At 67.3% G+C, this 16,144-nt stretch carries 15 protein-coding genes; all 15 read left to right on the top strand.

From position 1 onward, the window contains the following. Positions 1-20 precede the first annotated feature (20 nt). The gene (gene murC, locus FIV50_RS10825; protein ID WP_140037440.1) at positions 21-1,418 is read left to right on the top strand and encodes a UDP-N-acetylmuramate--L-alanine ligase; all 1,398 of its coding nucleotides are present in this window, start codon (positions 21-23) and stop codon (positions 1,416-1,418) included. Positions 1,419-1,421: 3 nt separating this feature from the next. Next, entirely contained in the window at positions 1,422-2,369 is a 948-nt protein-coding gene (locus FIV50_RS10820; RefSeq protein ID WP_140037439.1) for an FtsQ-type POTRA domain-containing protein, read from the top strand. Between the two features lie 176 nt (positions 2,370-2,545). Continuing rightward, a complete protein-coding gene (gene ftsZ / locus FIV50_RS10815; protein WP_042538433.1) occupies positions 2,546-3,697 on the top strand; it encodes a cell division protein FtsZ in 1,152 nt (383 codons plus the stop codon). Then, positions 3,694-4,398 (top strand): YggS family pyridoxal phosphate-dependent enzyme, encoded by a 705-nt coding sequence (locus FIV50_RS10810; protein ID WP_181164201.1) that lies wholly within the window; start codon positions 3,694-3,696, stop codon positions 4,396-4,398. The genes ftsZ and FIV50_RS10810 overlap by 4 nt, the downstream gene beginning before the upstream one ends. A gap of 42 nt (positions 4,399-4,440) precedes the next feature. Further along, entirely contained in the window at positions 4,441-4,917 is a 477-nt protein-coding gene (locus FIV50_RS10805) for a cell division protein SepF (protein ID WP_042538430.1), read from the top strand. A gap of 3 nt (positions 4,918-4,920) precedes the next feature. After that, positions 4,921-5,220, top strand: coding sequence for a YggT family protein (locus FIV50_RS10800; protein ID WP_042538428.1), 300 nt, complete (start codon positions 4,921-4,923; stop codon positions 5,218-5,220). Between the two features lie 155 nt (positions 5,221-5,375). Further along, positions 5,376-5,981 carry a DivIVA domain-containing protein gene (locus FIV50_RS10795; protein ID WP_042538426.1) on the top strand — a complete coding sequence of 202 codons (606 nt, stop codon included), beginning with the start codon at positions 5,376-5,378 and terminating at the stop codon, positions 5,979-5,981. A 9-nt stretch (positions 5,982-5,990) separates the two neighbouring features. Continuing rightward, the gene (gene lspA / locus FIV50_RS10790; protein ID WP_258184219.1) at positions 5,991-6,641 is read left to right on the top strand and encodes a signal peptidase II; all 651 of its coding nucleotides are present in this window, start codon (positions 5,991-5,993) and stop codon (positions 6,639-6,641) included. A 2-nt stretch (positions 6,642-6,643) separates the two neighbouring features. Continuing rightward, complete coding sequence (locus FIV50_RS10785; protein ID WP_140037438.1) at positions 6,644-7,564, top strand: RluA family pseudouridine synthase; 921 nt, start codon at positions 6,644-6,646, stop codon at positions 7,562-7,564. A 43-nt stretch (positions 7,565-7,607) separates the two neighbouring features. Beyond that, positions 7,608-8,180: a GNAT family N-acetyltransferase gene (locus FIV50_RS10780; protein ID WP_140037437.1), complete on the top strand. Its 573-nt coding sequence runs from the start codon at positions 7,608-7,610 to the stop codon at positions 8,178-8,180. Positions 8,181-8,234: 54 nt separating this feature from the next. Beyond that, positions 8,235-11,753, top strand: coding sequence for a DNA polymerase III subunit alpha (gene dnaE / locus FIV50_RS10775; protein ID WP_140037436.1), 3,519 nt, complete (start codon positions 8,235-8,237; stop codon positions 11,751-11,753). Positions 11,754-11,866: 113 nt separating this feature from the next. After that, entirely contained in the window at positions 11,867-13,279 is a 1,413-nt protein-coding gene (locus tag FIV50_RS10770; protein WP_140037435.1) for a hypothetical protein, read from the top strand. After that, positions 13,279-14,586 (top strand): histidinol dehydrogenase, encoded by a 1,308-nt coding sequence (gene hisD, locus FIV50_RS10765; protein WP_181164383.1) that lies wholly within the window; start codon positions 13,279-13,281, stop codon positions 14,584-14,586. Before FIV50_RS10770 ends, hisD begins: the two co-directional genes overlap by 1 nt. A gap of 10 nt (positions 14,587-14,596) precedes the next feature. Continuing rightward, positions 14,597-15,067 carry a transcriptional regulator NrdR gene (gene nrdR, locus FIV50_RS10760; RefSeq protein WP_056307011.1) on the top strand — a complete coding sequence of 157 codons (471 nt, stop codon included), beginning with the start codon at positions 14,597-14,599 and terminating at the stop codon, positions 15,065-15,067. 10 nt (positions 15,068-15,077) lie between these two features. Then, on the top strand, positions 15,078-16,100 hold the full coding sequence (locus FIV50_RS10755; RefSeq protein WP_140037433.1) for a quinone-dependent dihydroorotate dehydrogenase: 1,023 nt from the start codon (positions 15,078-15,080) through the stop codon (positions 16,098-16,100). The last annotated feature ends 44 nt before the right edge of the window (positions 16,101-16,144 follow it).

Below are 16,144 nucleotides of genomic sequence, written 5' to 3'. Positions count from 1 at the left end.
AAAAGTAGACTGAACCCGACATGATCAGACCTGACCTCTCCCTCCCGATCCCCGAGTCGATCTCCTCCGCGCACTTCATCGGCATCGGCGGGTCCGGCATGAGCGGGCTCGCCAAGATGTTCCTCGATGCGGGCATCCGCGTGTCCGGCAGCGACCGCGCCGACAGCGACAACCTGCGCGCACTCGAGGCGGCCGGAGCCGTCGTGCACGTCGGGCATGACGCCGCCCATCTCGGCGACGCAGACACAGTGGTCCACACGGGGGCGATCTGGCCGGAGAACCCCGAGTTCGTCACCGCCAAGGAGCGCGGGCTGCACGTCATCCACCGCTCGCAGGCGCTGCACTGGCTGATCGGCTCGCGGCGACTCGTCTCGGTCGCCGGCGCCCACGGCAAGACCACGTCGACCGGCATGATCGTGACCGCGCTTCAGGCGCTCGGTGCCGACCCGAACTTCGTCAACGGCGGCGTGATCGAACAGCTCGGCGTCTCCAGTGCGACGGGGTCGGGCGAACTCTTCGTGATCGAGGCCGACGAGTCCGACGGCACCTTCCTGCTCTACGACACCGCCGTCGCTCTCATCACGAACGTCGACCCGGATCATCTCGACCACTACGGTTCCGACGAGGCGTTCCACGATGCGTTCGTGCGCTTCGCCGACGCGGCCACGGAGGCTGTCGTCATCTCGAGCGACGACCCCGGCGCGCTGCGCGTGGGAGCAGGCCTCTCGCACCCCAACGTCATCACCTTCGGACAGGCGGAGGGCGCGGATGTCAGGGTGACCGACATCGTGACGGACGGACCCGTCTCGGCCACGGTGAGCCGGGGGCCCGAGAGCGTGCCTCTGCAGCTCGCCGTGCCCGGTGTGCACAATGCGATCAACGCGGCCGGTGCCATCACGGTCCTCCTCTCAGTCGGCTTCGGCCTGGCCGAGTCCGCGCGCGCCGTCGAGGGGTTCGCCGGCACTGTCCGTCGCCTCGAGCAGCACGGTGTCGAGCGCGGTGTCACGGTCTACGACGACTACTCCCACCACCCGACAGAAGTGCGCGCGGCGCTCGAGGCGATGCGATCGATCGCCGGCTCGGGCAGGATCATCGCGATCCAGCAGCCGCACACCTACTCGCGCACGCAGCACATGTTCCGCGAGTTCGCCGACGTGCTCGAGACGTACGCCGACCACACGGTCGTGCTCGACGTCTACGGTGCTCGGGAGGACCCGGTTCCCGGTGTCACCGGCGAACTGGTGAGCGGCGCGTTCCGTGACCCCTCGCACGTGCACTTCGTGGCCGACTGGCAGCAGGCGGCCGATTACACGGCGTCGGTAGCCCGCGACGGCGACTTCGTCGTCACGCTGGGCTGCGGCAACGTGTACCAGATCATCCCGCAGGTGCTCGAGTCGCTGCGGACCACCGAGGTCTAGCAGATGCGTCGTCCGCCTCCGCTCCCCACGCCTCCCGCGGGTCCCGCGGAGGGCGCGCCCCGACGACGGGCGCAGCCGGGAACCAGGGGCCGCGCGCGAGACGTCGAGCATGACGAACAGGCAGGCGGTCGGGTCGCCCCGCTGAGGCCGGAGCCCGAGGTCGCTGCGGAGACGGCTGAGGATGCCGCGGTGCGGCCGACGTCCACTCGCGACGTCTGGCGCGCGGCAAGAGCGCGGCGCAGGGCGCTGCGGGCGGAGATCAGGCGGTTCACGCAGCGTTCGCGTCGGCGACGCATCGTCTGGCTGAGCGCGATCGGCGCCGTGGTTCTCCTGATCGGCGGCACGACCGCGGCCGCGTACAGCCCGCTGTTCGCCGTCGAGAAGATCACGGTGCTGGGTGCGACGACGCTGGACGCCGCCGCTGTGGAGGCGGCTCTGACGGAGCAGGTGGGCACCCCGCTGGCTCTGGTCGACTCGAGCGAGGTGAAAGCCGCTCTGCTGGCGTTCCCGCTGATCGAGACCTATGCGCTCGAGGCGAAGCCGCCTCACGACCTCACGGTGCGGATCGTCGAGCGCACGCCGGTCGGCGTCATCCGCTCGGACGCCGGTTACACCCTCGTGGACGCCGCGGGCGTCGCTCTCGCCACGACCTCCGACCAGCCGGCAGGTCAGCCCCTGCTCGAGATCGACGGGGGCACCGACTCGGTGGCCTTCGAGAGCGCGGGTCTCGTGGTGCGTTCGGTCCCCGCTGAGGTGCGCGCCCTGCTCACGGGAGTGAGTGCGACGACGGCCGATGACGTGACGCTGACACTGAGCAGCGGCTTGACGGTCGTCTGGGGCAGCTCCGAGGACTCTCCGATGAAGAGTGAAGTGCTCACGAAGACCCTGCTGAGCAACCCCGAGGCGTCGACGATCGACGTCACTTCGCCGCATGCGGTGGTCGTCGGATGAGGTTTCGACGGCAAACGGGCGACACGCCCGTGTCGCTGCGAGTGCACGGGTGCGTGACGCTTACCTTCGAACAAGAGAAACCAATACCGGGAAATACTTTACACCTCTAGTTGAGGTTTAAGGTTCAACCCGGCGGAATCTCCCCTAAGACAGGTTCGACTATTCGGAGGCCGGCCATGAGCCAGAACCAGAACTACCTCGCCGTGATCAAGGTCGTCGGCGTCGGCGGTGGCGGCGTCAACGCCGTCAACCGCATGATCGATCTCGGTCTCCGCGGAGTCGAGTTCATCGCCGTCAACACCGACGCTCAGGCGCTGCTGATGAGCGACGCCGACGTCAAGCTCGACGTGGGTCGTGAGCTCACCCGTGGACTCGGCGCCGGTGCCGACCCCGAAGTGGGTCGTCGCGCCGCCGAGGACCACGCCGAGGAGATCGAGCAGGCGCTCACGGGAGCCGACATGGTCTTCGTGACGGCGGGTGAGGGAGGCGGAACCGGTACCGGTGGAGCCCCAGTCGTCGCTCGCATCGCGAAGTCGATCGGCGCGCTGACCATCGGTGTCGTCACCAAGCCGTTCTCGTTCGAGGGTCGTCGTCGTCAGAGCCAGGCGGAAGCCGGCGTGGTGAAGCTCAAAGAAGAGGTCGACACGCTCATCGTGGTGCCGAACGACCGTCTCCTCGAGATCAGCGATCGCGGCATCTCGATGATCGAGGCGTTCGCCACCGCAGACCAGGTGCTCCTCGCGGGTGTCCAGGGCATCACCGACCTCATCACGACCCCGGGTCTCATCAACCTCGACTTCGCCGACGTGAAGTCGGTCATGCAGGGCGCGGGTTCCGCGCTCATGGGAATCGGATCCGCTCGCGGCGCCGATCGTGCGATCAAGGCCGCCGAGCTGGCCGTCGAGTCGCCGCTTCTCGAGGCCAGCATCGAAGGCGCTCACGGAGTCCTGCTCTCGATCCAGGGTGGCTCGAACCTCGGGATCTTCGAGATCCACGATGCAGCCGATCTCGTCAAGGAGGCCGCGCACCCCGAGGCGAACATCATCTTCGGTACGGTCATCGACGACACGCTCGGCGACGAGGTGCGCGTCACCGTGATCGCCGCCGGCTTCGACAGCGGCGAGCCCTCGCTGCGTCTCGACCCGATGGTCGTCTCGCGTCCGGCCGCGGCCAGCACGCTGCCCGAGGTGGCGCTCTCGAACGACGAGGAGAGCAAGCCCGCAGCCGAGACGCCTGCGCCCGAGAAGGCGCAGCAGCGCGTCGCGGCGACGAGCATCGAGCCGGCCTTCGCGGATGACGACATCGACATCCCCGAATTCCTGAAGTGACTCCGGCGCAGGGCCAGACCGAGTCCGGTCTGGCAGCGCGGCTGTCGGCGATCGATCGACGGATCGCCGACGCCGCGCGCCTGGCAGGCAGGGATCCGGGGGAGATCACCCGGATCGTCGTGACGAAGTTCCACCCCTCGTCGCTCGTCCGCGAACTGCATTCGCTCGGCGTCCGCGACGTGGGGGAGAACCGTCAGCAGGAGCTCTCGTCGAAGACCGGCGAGCTCGGTGACCTCGATCTGCGCTGGCACTTCATCGGCCAGGCGCAGACCAACAAGGCGTCCGCGATCCGCCGCGGTGCGGATGCCGTGCACTCGGTCGACCGAGACAGGCTGGCCGATGCGCTCCACAGGGCCGCAGAGGACGATGACATCCTCGACGTCCTCGTCCAGGTGAACCTCACCGACGATGCGGGCCGGGGCGGAGTCGAGCCCGACGATGCCCGGTCGCTCGCGGAGCACATCCTCGCCCTTCCGTCGCTGCGCCTGCGCGGTGTGATGGCGGTCGCACCACTCGACGAGGAACCCGCCTCGGCATTCGCGCGCCTGCGCACGGTCGCCGAGAGAGTGCGCGAGGTCGAGCCTTCCGCCGACTGGATATCCGCAGGAATGACCGGCGACTTCGTCGCGGCAATCAATGCGGGCGCGACACACCTGCGGATCGGGTCCGCAATCACGGGACCCCGCCCCGACCGGGGTTAACCTCTAAAAAGACCACCCGACACGTTCGAACCGGAGGACACGATGGGTAACCCGCTGAAGAAGACCATGGTGTATCTCGGCCTCGCTGACGAGGAAGAGGTCTACGAGGAGGAGCCGGCCCCGGCCCGCTCCCACCGAGAGCGTGATCGCGACCGCGAACGCGAGGAGCCCGCTCCGGCGCCCGTGACCCCGCTACGGCGCCCCGTCGCCGTGCGCCAGCCCGCAGGAGGGGCAGTGAACGAGATCCTCACCGTGCACCCGAAGCAGTACCGCGATGCTCAGCTCATCGCGGAGAGCTTCCGCGAAGGTGTGCCGGTCATCATCAACCTGTCGCAGATGAGCGATGCAGATGCTCGCCGTCTGATCGACTTCGCCTCCGGACTCTCGCTCGGCCTCTACGGCCGCATCGAGCGGGTCACGTCGAAGGTCTTCCTGCTGTCGCCGGAGAACATCGCGGTCTCGGGCCACGGGGGAATCGCGCACGCGGATGCAGAGTCCGCGGGCTTCGACCAGTCGTAGACCGTGGGGTTCGTCGTCTCCATCGTCGCCAGCATCGTACATCTGGCTCTTCTGCTGTACCTGCTGGTGCTCTTCGCGCGGCTCATTCTGAGCTACATCCCGCTGTTCAATCGTGAGTGGCGACCCAAGGGCGCCGGGCTCGTCGCCGCCGAACTCGTCTACACGGTGACCGATCCGCCGGTCCGGTTCTTCCGGCGGATCATCCCACCCCTGCGAATCGGCTCGCTGTCCCTGGATTTCGGGTTCTCGATCACCATCCTGATCGTGCTGATCCTGATGAGCATCGTCCGAAGCTTCATCTGAGACCTGTGCGACTTCGACACCCTGGGGTGTCGTGGCGTCGCGACTGACAGGCTCGGGGACTATGCTTGGCTCCCAGGTGCGCGCCCCGGGTTCGCGCCGAATCTCGACCACGCCATTCTCCAAAACTGGCAACCGAACTCATCGAAGGAGCCACCATGGCACTTACCCCGGATGACGTCGTCACCAAGCAGTTCCAGCACGTCCGCTTCAAGGACGGCTTCGACCCGGACGAGGTCGACGACTTCCTCGACGAGATCGTCATCGAGTGGCGCAAGGCCCTCGAAGAGAACGTCGAACTCAAGGCCAAGCTGGCCGCGTACGAGTCCGGCGACGCGCCGGCCGCTCCCGCAGCCGCTGCAGAGGCACCCGCTGCGGTCGTCGAAGAGGCTCCGGCTCCGGCCCAGGCGCCCGCTGAGCCCGCTCCGTCGGGTTCCGCCACCGCGACTGCCGGCATCATCGAGCTCGCGCAGCGCCTGCACGACGAGCACGTCGCCGAGGGTGAGGCGAAGCGCGCTCAGCTCATCGCCGAAGCCGAAGGCGAAGTCAACCGCATCCGCACCGAGGCCGAGGCCAAGCAGCGCGAAGAGTCGGCACGTCTCGAGCGCGAGCGCAATGCGCTCGAGGCTCGCATCACCGAGCTCCGCAACTTCGAGCGCGACTACCGCTCGCAGCTGCGCGGTTACATCGAGGGCCAGCTCCGCGACCTCGACGAGAAGTCGGCGTCGACGGACTCGACCCCGGTCTCCGCGATCGGACTGTAGGTCGTCCCTTTGCCAGGACGCCCTGCCCTTCGTCGGTCGGCGGCCGGCGCGATCGTTGCGGTTCTCGCAGCGATCGTGCTGGCCGCCGATCAGTTTGTGAAGTACCTCACCACCGAGAACCTGCCGCTGCAGGAGCCCGTCCCGGTGCTGGGTGAGTTCCTTCAGCTGTATTACGTGCGCAACCCCGGTGCGGCGTTCTCACTCGGATCCGATGTCACATGGATCTTCACCATCGCTCTCGCGGTCGTCGCCGGAGTGATCGTGTGGAAGGCCTTCGGGCTCCGCTCTCGCCTCTGGGCCGTTGTCCTCGGCTGCCTGCTCGGCGGGGTTCTCGGTAACCTCACCGATCGGCTCTTCCGCGACCCTGGCTTCCCCATGGGACACGTGGTCGACATGATCTCGATGCCGTGGATGATGCCCGCGATCTTCAACGTCGCCGACATCTTCATCGTCAGCGGAATGATCTCCGTGGCATTGCTCGTCGTGCTCGGGCTTCGTTTCGACGGCACGCGCGAGCGAGATCATGCTCCTGTCGAGACCGACGAGGAAGCCGAGGCCGCCGCCTTGGCCGAAGAAGCCGGCGCGGATCCTCGCTCCGAGGTGTCCCGCCCGGACGGAGCATCTCCCGATGCGCCGGCCTCGGCGTCGGACGGACGCTGAGCGTGGAATCCCGTTCCCTCCCGGTTCCTGACGGTTTGGAGGGCTCACGCGTCGACGCGGCGCTGGCGAAGTTGATGGGCTTCTCGCGCACCTTCGCCGCCGATGTCGCCTCCGCCGGAGGCGTGCGCCTCGATGGAGTCACCCTCGACAAGTCCGACCGCCTACGTGGTGGAGGGTGGCTCGAGGTGGAATGGCAGCCGAAGGAGGAGCCGCGGATCATCCCGATCGCGGTTCCCGAACTCGGAATCGTCTACGACGACGACGACATCGTCGTGGTCGACAAGCCCACCGGCGTCGCTGCGCACCCCTCACTGGGGTGGGAGGGGCCGACCGTCGTCGGGGCTCTCGCCGCGGCGGGGTTCCGAGTGTCCACCAGCGGGGCTTCGGAGCGCCAGGGGGTCGTGCATCGTCTGGATGTCGGTACCAGCGGACTCATGGTCGTGGCCAAGAGCGAGATCGCGTACACGAGGTTGAAGCACGCGTTCAAAGAGCGCACGGTCGAGAAGATCTATCACGCGGTGGTTCAGGGCCACCCCGACCCGCTGACGGGAACGATCGACGCGCCGATCGGTCGGCACCCGAACCACTCCTGGAAGTTCGCCGTGGTGCCGGACGGCAAGCCGTCGGTGACCCACTACGAGACGCTCGAGGCTTTTCCCGGGGCGTCGCTGCTGGAGATCCACCTCGAGACCGGGCGCACGCACCAGATCCGCGTGCACATGGCGGCGCTCCGCCACCCGTGTGCGGGCGACCCTCTCTATGGCGCCGACCCGACGCTGTCGGCGCGGCTCGGCCTGACCCGTCAGTGGCTGCACGCACACAGGCTTGCGTTCTCGCACCCGACGACGGGGGACTGGGTGCAGTTCGAGTCGCCCTACCCCGCAGATTTCGACCATGCACTGGAGATCCTGCGCGGCGAGTGAATCGTCAGCGGCGGATGTCGGCGTCGTGAGCCAGACTGAGCGCATGAGCATCGAGGTGCGACCGGCGACCGAGTTCGACGACGTGGCGACCCTCGTCGGTCCGAAGAAGCCGACGTCGAACGTGTGCTTCTGCCTGAGCTACCGCATAGGCAGCAAGGAGAACAACGCGCTGCGGGGCGCGCAGCGCGCCGACCGCGTACGCGAGCTCTGCCATCAGGACCCGCCGCCCGGAGTCATCGCCTATCTCGACGAAGAACCCGTGGGCTGGGCCGCGGTGCACCCCCGCAGTGCGACGAGCTTCGCCCGCAATCGGCTGATCCCGCATATCGATGACCTCGAAGTGTGGTCGCTGTGGTGCATCCGCATCCGCCCCGGATATCGGAAGCAGGGCATCTCGCACGCACTGATCGAGGGAGCCGTCGCGTACGCCGAGCATCGTGGGGCGCCCGCGATCGAGGGGTACCCGGTCGACAACCGCGGCGAGAAGGTGAATCAGACGATGGCGTATGTCGGAACCAGGCGACTGTTCGAAAACGCGGGGTTCGAGAAGGCCGCCGACACCGGTTCCACCCTCGACGGCTTTCCCCGGGTGCTGATGCGCCTCGATCTGCGGTGACCGCACCGCTCCACCCGGCCTGCGATGTCGGATGCCGAAAGTAGACTCGAAGGCATGGCATCCGACTCCTTCGTCCACCTGCACGTGCACAGCGAGTACTCGATGCTCGACGGGGCGGCGAAGATCGCGGCGATGACCCAGGCGGCGGCCGATTACGACATGCCGGCCATCGCGGTGACCGACCACGGCAACACGTTCGCGGCCTTCGAGTTCTACAAGGCGGCGAACGCGGCAGGGGTCAAGCCGATCATCGGACTCGAGGCGTACGTCACGCCCGGCACGCATCGCAGTGACAAGACGCGCGTGCAGTGGGGGTCTCCCGATCAGAAGAGCGACGACGTCTCGGGCTCCGGTGCCTACACGCACATGACGATGTGGAGCGAGAGCACGCAGGGGATGCACAACCTGTTCCGCCTCAGCTCCCTGTCGAGCATGGAGGGCTACTACTTCAAGCCCCGCATGGACCGCGAGCTGCTCCAGACCTACGGCAAGGGACTGATCGCCACCACCGGATGCCCCTCGGGAGAGATCCAGACACGTCTGCGCCTCGGCCAGTACGACGCCGCCCGCGCCGCGGCCGCGGAGTTCCAAGACCTGTTCGGCAAGGAGAACTACTTCGCCGAGATCATGGATCACGGTCTCTCCATCGAGCGCAGGGTCATGACGGATCTGATCCGGCTCGCGAAAGATCTGAGCATCCCGCTCGTCGGAACCAACGATTCGCACTACACGCATCAGCACGAGGCCGACGCGCACGAGGCCCTGCTGTGCGTGCAGTCGGGCTCGACACTCGACGACCCCAACCGCTTCAAGTTCGACGGCGACGGCTACTACATCAAGACCGCCGCCGAGATGCGCCAGCTCTTCCGCGATCACCCTGAGGCCTGCGACAACACGCTGCTCATCGCGGAGCGCTGCGAGGTCGAGTTCAACACGGCGGCGAACTACATGCCGCGCTTCCCGGTGCCCGACGGAGAGACCGAAGACAGCTGGCTGATCAAAGAGGTCGAGGCGGGTCTCCACTACCGGTACCCGAGCGGGATCCCCGACAAGGTGCGCAAGCAGGCCGAGTACGAGACCGGCATCATCCTGCAGATGGGCTTCCCTGGCTACTTCCTCGTCGTCGCCGACTTCATCAACTGGGCCAAGGACAACGGCATCCGCGTGGGGCCCGGTCGTGGATCCGGAGCCGGTTCCATGGTCGCCTACGCCATGAAGATCACTGATCTCGACCCGCTCGAGCACGGCCTCATCTTCGAGCGGTTCCTGAACCCTGACCGCGTCTCGATGCCCGACTTCGACGTCGACTTCGATGACCGGCGCCGTGGCGAGGTCATCGACTACGTGACCAGGAAGTACGGATCCGAGCGCGTCGCGCAGATCGTCACGTACGGCACGATCAAGTCCAAGCAGGCGCTGAAGGATGCGGGCCGCGTGCTCGGGTTCCCGTTCAGCATGGGGGAGCGGCTGACCAAGGCGATGCCGCCGCCCGTGATGGGCAAGGACATGCCCCTCGACGGAATGTTCGACTCCGCGCACCCCCGCTACAAAGAGGCGAGCGAGTTCCGCGCCCTCATCGAGACCGACCCGGAGGCGAAGACGGTCTTCGACCGCGCTCTCGGTCTCGAGGGTCTGAAACGCCAGTGGGGCGTGCACGCGGCGGGTGTGATCATGTCGTCCGAGCCGTTGATCGACATCATCCCGATCATGCGCCGCGAGCAGGACGGCCAGATCGTCACGCAGTTCGACTACCCCTCGTGCGAGTCGCTCGGCCTTATCAAGATGGACTTCCTGGGGCTGCGCAACCTGACGATCATCTCGGACGCGCTCGACAACATCCGCACCAACCGCGGAGAGGAGCTCGACCTCGAACACCTCGCACTCGACGACCGCGGGGCCTACGACCTGCTCGGACGAGGCGAATCGCTCGGCGTCTTTCAGCTCGACGGCGGTCCGATGCGATCGCTCATGCGCCTCATGCGTCCGGACAACTTCGGTGACATCTCGGCACTCATCGCGCTGTACCGTCCAGGGCCCATGGGGGCGAACTCGCACACGAACTACGCGCTGCGCAAGAACGGTCAGCAGCCCATCACGCCGATCCATCCGGAGTTCACCGAGTCGCTCGCCGACATCCTCGACGAGTCGTACGGTCTGATCATCTACCAGGAGCAGGTGATGGCCATCGCCCAGCGCGTGGCCGGGTTCTCGCTCGGACAGGCCGACATCCTCCGCCGCGCGATGGGCAAGAAGAAGAAGTCGGAGCTCGACAAGCAGTTCGAGGGCTTCCAGGCCGGCATGCACGCGAACGGGTACTCCGACGGAGCCGTCAACGCGATCTGGGAGATCCTGCTCCCGTTCTCGGACTACGCCTTCAACAAGGCGCACTCGGCGGCCTACGGCGTCGTGTCGTACTGGACCGCCTATCTCAAGGCCCACTATCCCGCCGAGTACATGGCTGCGTTGCTCACCAGCGTCGGCGACTCGAAAGACAAGATGGCGCTGTACCTCAACGAGTGCCGTCGCATGGGCATCAAGGTGCTCCCGCCCGACGTCTCCGAGTCGATCAAATACTTCGCCGCCGTCGGCGACGACATCCGCTTCGGGTTGGGTGCCGTCCGCAACGTCGGCAGCAACGTCGTCGAGGGCATCATCGCGGCACGGAAGGACGAGCGATTCACCTCGTTCCACCACTTCCTCGAGAAGGTGCCGCTGCATGTCTCGAACAAGCGCACCGTCGAATCGCTGATCAAGGCCGGTGCGTTCGACTCGATGGGCGACTCCCGCCGCGCTCTGCTCGAAGTCCACGAGGACGCCGTCGAGGCGGCTGTGGATCGCAAGCGGAACGAGGCGCAGGGCGCGATCGGCTTCGACTTCGACAGCCTGTACGACGACATGGAAGAGGCGCCACCTGCGAAGGTGCCGTCGCGGCCGGAGTGGATCAAGAAGGACAAACTCGCGTTCGAACGCGAGATGCTCGGGCTCTACGTGTCCGACCACCCCCTCGCAGGGCTCGAGGTGCCGCTTGCGAAGCACGCATCGATCTCGATCCACAACCTGATCAACTCCGAGGACATGCAGGACGGCGAGCAGGTCACCGTCGCCGGTCTCGTCACGAGCGTCCAGCATCGTGTCGCGAAGGCCAGCGGAAACCCGTACGGCATGATCACGGTCGAGGACTTCAACGGCGAGGTGACGGTCATGTTCATGGGCAAGACCTACACCGAGTTCCAGCACATCCTGCAGCAGGACTCCATCCTCGCGGTGCGCGGACGCGTGTCGAAGCGCGATGACGGACTCAACCTGCATGCGCAGTCGGCGTTCGCGCCGGATGTCGGCTCCTTCGACGCCGCGGGACCCCTCGCGCTCGTCCTGGCGGAGCAGAGGGCGACCGAGCGGGTGATGACCGAGCTCGCCGAAGTGCTGCGACGCCACAACGGCGACACCGAGGTGGTGCTGCGCGTGCACCGCGGAGGCACGGCGAAGGTCTTTGACGTGCCGATGCCGGTCAAGGTGTCAGCCGATCTGTTCGGCGATCTCAAATCGCTGCTCGGGCCGACCTGCCTGGGCTGAGCATCAGCGAAGCGTCGCCGCTCGATGGGTCCTCACGGGCGCACCGGGTAGTATCAGGACGCGTTCGGGTGCACGACGCAGAGGCTCTGCACCGTGGCGAAAGGACCCTCCCCATGAGCACGGAATCACCCTTCCTGAACAACGACGACTCAGATGCAGACCGTTCCGCGGCCGCATCCGACGTCGCGATCGAGGAGGACTTCTCCGATGACGATGGCGTTCTCTATGACGATGAGGTGACGCCGGAGTACGGCATCCTCGGGTTCACGCTGCGGGAGCTGCTCATCGTCGGCGTGTGGCTCATCGCCTTCATCGCCTCGTTCTTCCCCTACGTCGGCGACGCATCGATCTGGGGCGCCGGCATCCAGTGGATTCTGCCCATCGGCGTGCCGACGGTCGCCGTGTTCCTGCTGATCCTCCGCCGCTTCTCGCCCGACGGTATCCGACGCGTCGGTTCGCTGGGGATCGATCAGTTCGCTTCCGTGGCGTTCTCCGTCTCGGCCGTCTTCTGGCTGGGAGCCCTCTGGAACGCGGTCGCATTCGTGATCGAGTTCGGCGTCTTCGGGCTTCCCTGGAACGGTGTCGTCCAGCTTCTCGCGGCGCTCGCGCTCGTCGTCTTCACCGTGTTCGCTCCGCTGGTGCCCGGACTCAAGGAGGACTTCCAGGGCCGACTCGTCACGCTCGCGCACCGCAACGCGAATCCGGTCCGACCGGTCATCGCGCGCCCGCGCCCCGAGCCTGCCCCTGCGGAGAGCGACACACCCGAGGCCTCCGAGTCAGACCCTGCGCCGCACGCGGAGACAGCACCTGCTTCTCACCTCGCGTCCGTTCCGTCCGCCGACGTCGGTCACGAGTCCCACCCCGCCCCGGCGGCGAACGCGACGGACGCTGTCCCGGCCCCGACCGCCTACGTGACGGACGCCGCCCCGCCGGCGTACACGGAGGATCCTGCCCCCGCGCCGCACACGGTGGAGTCGGCCCAGCCGGCGTACACGACCGTGGCTGCTCCGTCGGCCGGTATCGACGTCGAGCTGTCCGACGCGCAGGCGACCGATGAGGTCGCCCGTCTCGATCTCGCCGAGCAGGTGCCGCTCTCCTCGCACGCCTCGGGCGGAGGCACGGGAACCGAGGACACGACCTCTGATGAGGCGTACGCTCCCGCGTACTCGCGCCGATCACGCGGTCAGGAGCCCGAGATCGTCTCCGACACCGGAAGCATCGAGTCTCTGCTGGGAGCGACCGCACGCGACGTGTCGTCCGCCGAGACCACCGCGTTCCCCGCCATCGACGACGAGACCGACTTCGCCGCGACGAACCCGCAGCAGGATTTCTCGGCCCCACAGCCCTTCTGGATCCTCGCGCCGACCGAGCGTGACGTGCACGACGAGCGCGGCGAGAGCATCTTCCGGGTAGGTCCGAACGCCTGGGCTCTCGTCATCGAGGACCGGGGCGGTGCGTACGTCATCAGACACGATGACGGTCGCATCGGCTACCTGCACGACATCGCAGACATCACGAGAGGCTGATCTTGCGCACGATCGATCTGCGGGGGCAAGAGCTCTCGCCGGCTGACATGCTCGCGGCCGTGCCGCGCGCCACCCAGGCCCGGGCCGAGGCTCTCGACACCGCGGCACGCATCGTCGACGACGTGCGAGAGCGAGGCGAAGAGGCACTACGCGAGCAGGCGGAACGTTTCGATCGTGTCTCCGGGCACGAGATCCGTGTGCCCGCCGAGCACATCGCCGACGCCCTCGAAGTCCTCGCGCCTGACGTCCGCGTCGCTCTCGAGGAGGCGATCCGCCGCGTGCGCATCGCCTCGGCGGCGCAGGTGCCCGAGCGCCAGATCACGCGGATCGGTGCCGGCGCGACGATCACCCAGCGCTGGCAGCCCGTTCACCGTGCAGGGGTCTACATCCCCGGAGGCAAAGCGGTCTATCCGTCCAGCGTCATCATGAACGTCGTCCCGGCGCAGGTCGCGGGAGTGCAGCAGATCGCACTCGCCTCACCGCCGCAGGAAGACCAGGGCGGACGCGTCCACCCCACGATCCTCGCCGCAGCGGGTCTGCTCGGCATCACGGAGGTGTACGCGATCGGTGGGGCAGGGGCGATCGGATCCTTCGCGCACGGCGTCGCGGGGATCGGGCTCGATCCGGTCGACGTGCTGTCAGGGCCGGGCAACAACTACGTCGCATCCGCGAAGCGCGCTGTGGCGGGCGTCGTCGGCACCGACTCCGAGGCGGGGGCCACCGAGATCCTGGTCGTCGCGGACTCCGCCGCCGACCCGCGACTCATCGCCGCCGACCTCGTCAGCCAGGCTGAGCACGACGAGCAGGCGTCGGCTGTGCTCGTCACCGACTCCCCGCAGCTGGCCGACCGCGTCGCCGCCGAAGTCCAGCGACAGGCTGGCGCCACGCGCCACGCGACGAGGGTGGCGGCGGCTCTGGACGGGCCGCAGTCGGCGATCGTCCTGGTCGATGACCGTGAGATGGCCACGGCGTTCAGCAACGCGTACGCTCCCGAACACCTCGAACTGCACCTCCAAGACGCCGAGGCCGCGGCCGACGCATTCACCAGCGCAGGGGCCGTGTTCGTCGGAGACCACACCCCGGTGAGCCTCGGCGACTACATGGCGGGCAGCAACCACGTCCTGCCGACCGGGGGACAGGCGCGTTACGCGCCCGGACTCGGTGCATACACGTTCCTGCGTCCGCAGCAGGTCATCTCTTACGATCGCGCCGCACTCGCCGATGTGCGTGAGGGAGTCGTCGCCCTCGCGGAGACCGAGGTGCTTCCCGCACACGGCGAGGCGATCGAGGCGCGTTTCACCGCGTAGGATCGGTCAGATGCACTGCCCCTTCTGCCGTCACTCGGACTCCCGGGTCATCGATTCCCGCACCAGTGATGACGGTCTCTCGATCCGTCGTCGACGTCAGTGCCCTGAGTGCGGAGGCCGTTTCACGACGACGGAGACGGCGAGCCTCAACGTGATCAAGCGATCCGGCGTCATGGAGCCGTTCAGTCGCGAGAAGGTGATCTCGGGCGTGCGCAAGGCCTGTCAGGGCCGGCCCGTCACCGAGGCCGATCTGGCGATCCTCGCTCAGCGAGTCGAGGAGGCCGTTCGACAGACGGGTGTCTCGCAGCTCGACACGAACGAGATCGGTCTGGCGATCCTCGGGCCGCTCCGCGACCTGGACGAGGTCGCGTACCTGCGGTTCGCGAGCGTGTACCAGGCTTTCGACTCGCTCGAAGACTTCGAGAGCGCCATCACCGACCTCCGTGCCGACCACGTCAAGCCGGAGCCCGTCGACCGGTAATCTGGCAGGGATGTATCCGCTGCTCTTTCGCGCTGTCCTCTCGCGCTTCGACCCTGAGTTCGCCCACCACGCCGGTATGGCGGTGATCCGCGTGCTCGGGGCGCCGCCGTTCTCCTGGGCGACGCGGGCGCTGACGAGGCCCGACCCGTCCCTGCAGGTTCAGGCTCTCGGCCTGACCTTCTCCTCTCCCTTCGGGATCGCGGCCGGATTCGACAAGAACGCCGTCGGCGTCCGTGGTCTCGCCGCGCTCGGTTTCGGACACGTCGAGGTGGGCACCGTCACGGCGATCCCGCAGGACGGCAACCCGAAGCCCCGGCTGTTCCGTCTGATCGCCGATCGAGCGGTCATCAACCGCATGGGGTTCAACAATGAGGGCGCGGATGCCGCCGCTCGGCGACTCGCGCGACTGCGGCGCGGTGCACCCGACACGGTCATCGGCGTGAACATCGGCAAGAGTCGTGTCGTCGATGTCGAGAACGCCACAGCCGACTATGTGGCCTCCGCGACGAGGCTGGCCCCGCTCGCCGACTACCTGGCGGTCAACGTCTCATCGCCGAACACTCCCGGACTTCGGGGGCTTCAGGCCGTCGAGACGCTGGCTCCGCTGCTCAGGGCGGTGCGAGCAGCATCCGGAGAGACTCCGCTGCTCGTCAAGATCGCCCCTGATCTCTCAGACGAGGAGATCGTCGCCATCGCGAAGCTCGCGGTCGATGAGGGGCTCGCCGGAATCATCGCTCACAACACCACGATCAGCAGGGACGGTCTCACGACCGATTCAGCGACGGTCGCGGAGATCGGAGCGGGTGGACTCTCGGGCGCTCCGCTCAAGGAGCGTTCCCTGCAGGTGCTTCGTCTCGTGCGCTCGGCCGTGCCCTCGGAGTTCTGCGTCATCGCCGTCGGGGGAGTGGAGACGCCGTCCGACGTTCAGGAGCGGCTCGAAGCCGGAGCGACGCTCGTGCAGGGCTACACGGCCTTCCTGTACCGCGGTCCCTTCTGGGGTCGCGAGATCAACCGGGGTCTCGTAGCTCGCTGAGCCGCCGCGCCCGCATAGGCGAAAGGCGCCTCGTGCTCGGGGAG

Origin of the sequence: Microbacterium foliorum, from assembly GCF_006385575.1 — a bacterium.
GTDB classification, from domain to species: Bacteria; Actinomycetota; Actinomycetes; order Actinomycetales; family Microbacteriaceae; genus Microbacterium; species Microbacterium foliorum_B.
Note: the sequence above shows the minus strand (reverse complement) of the source record. Positions and strands in the feature narration are given on the sequence as shown.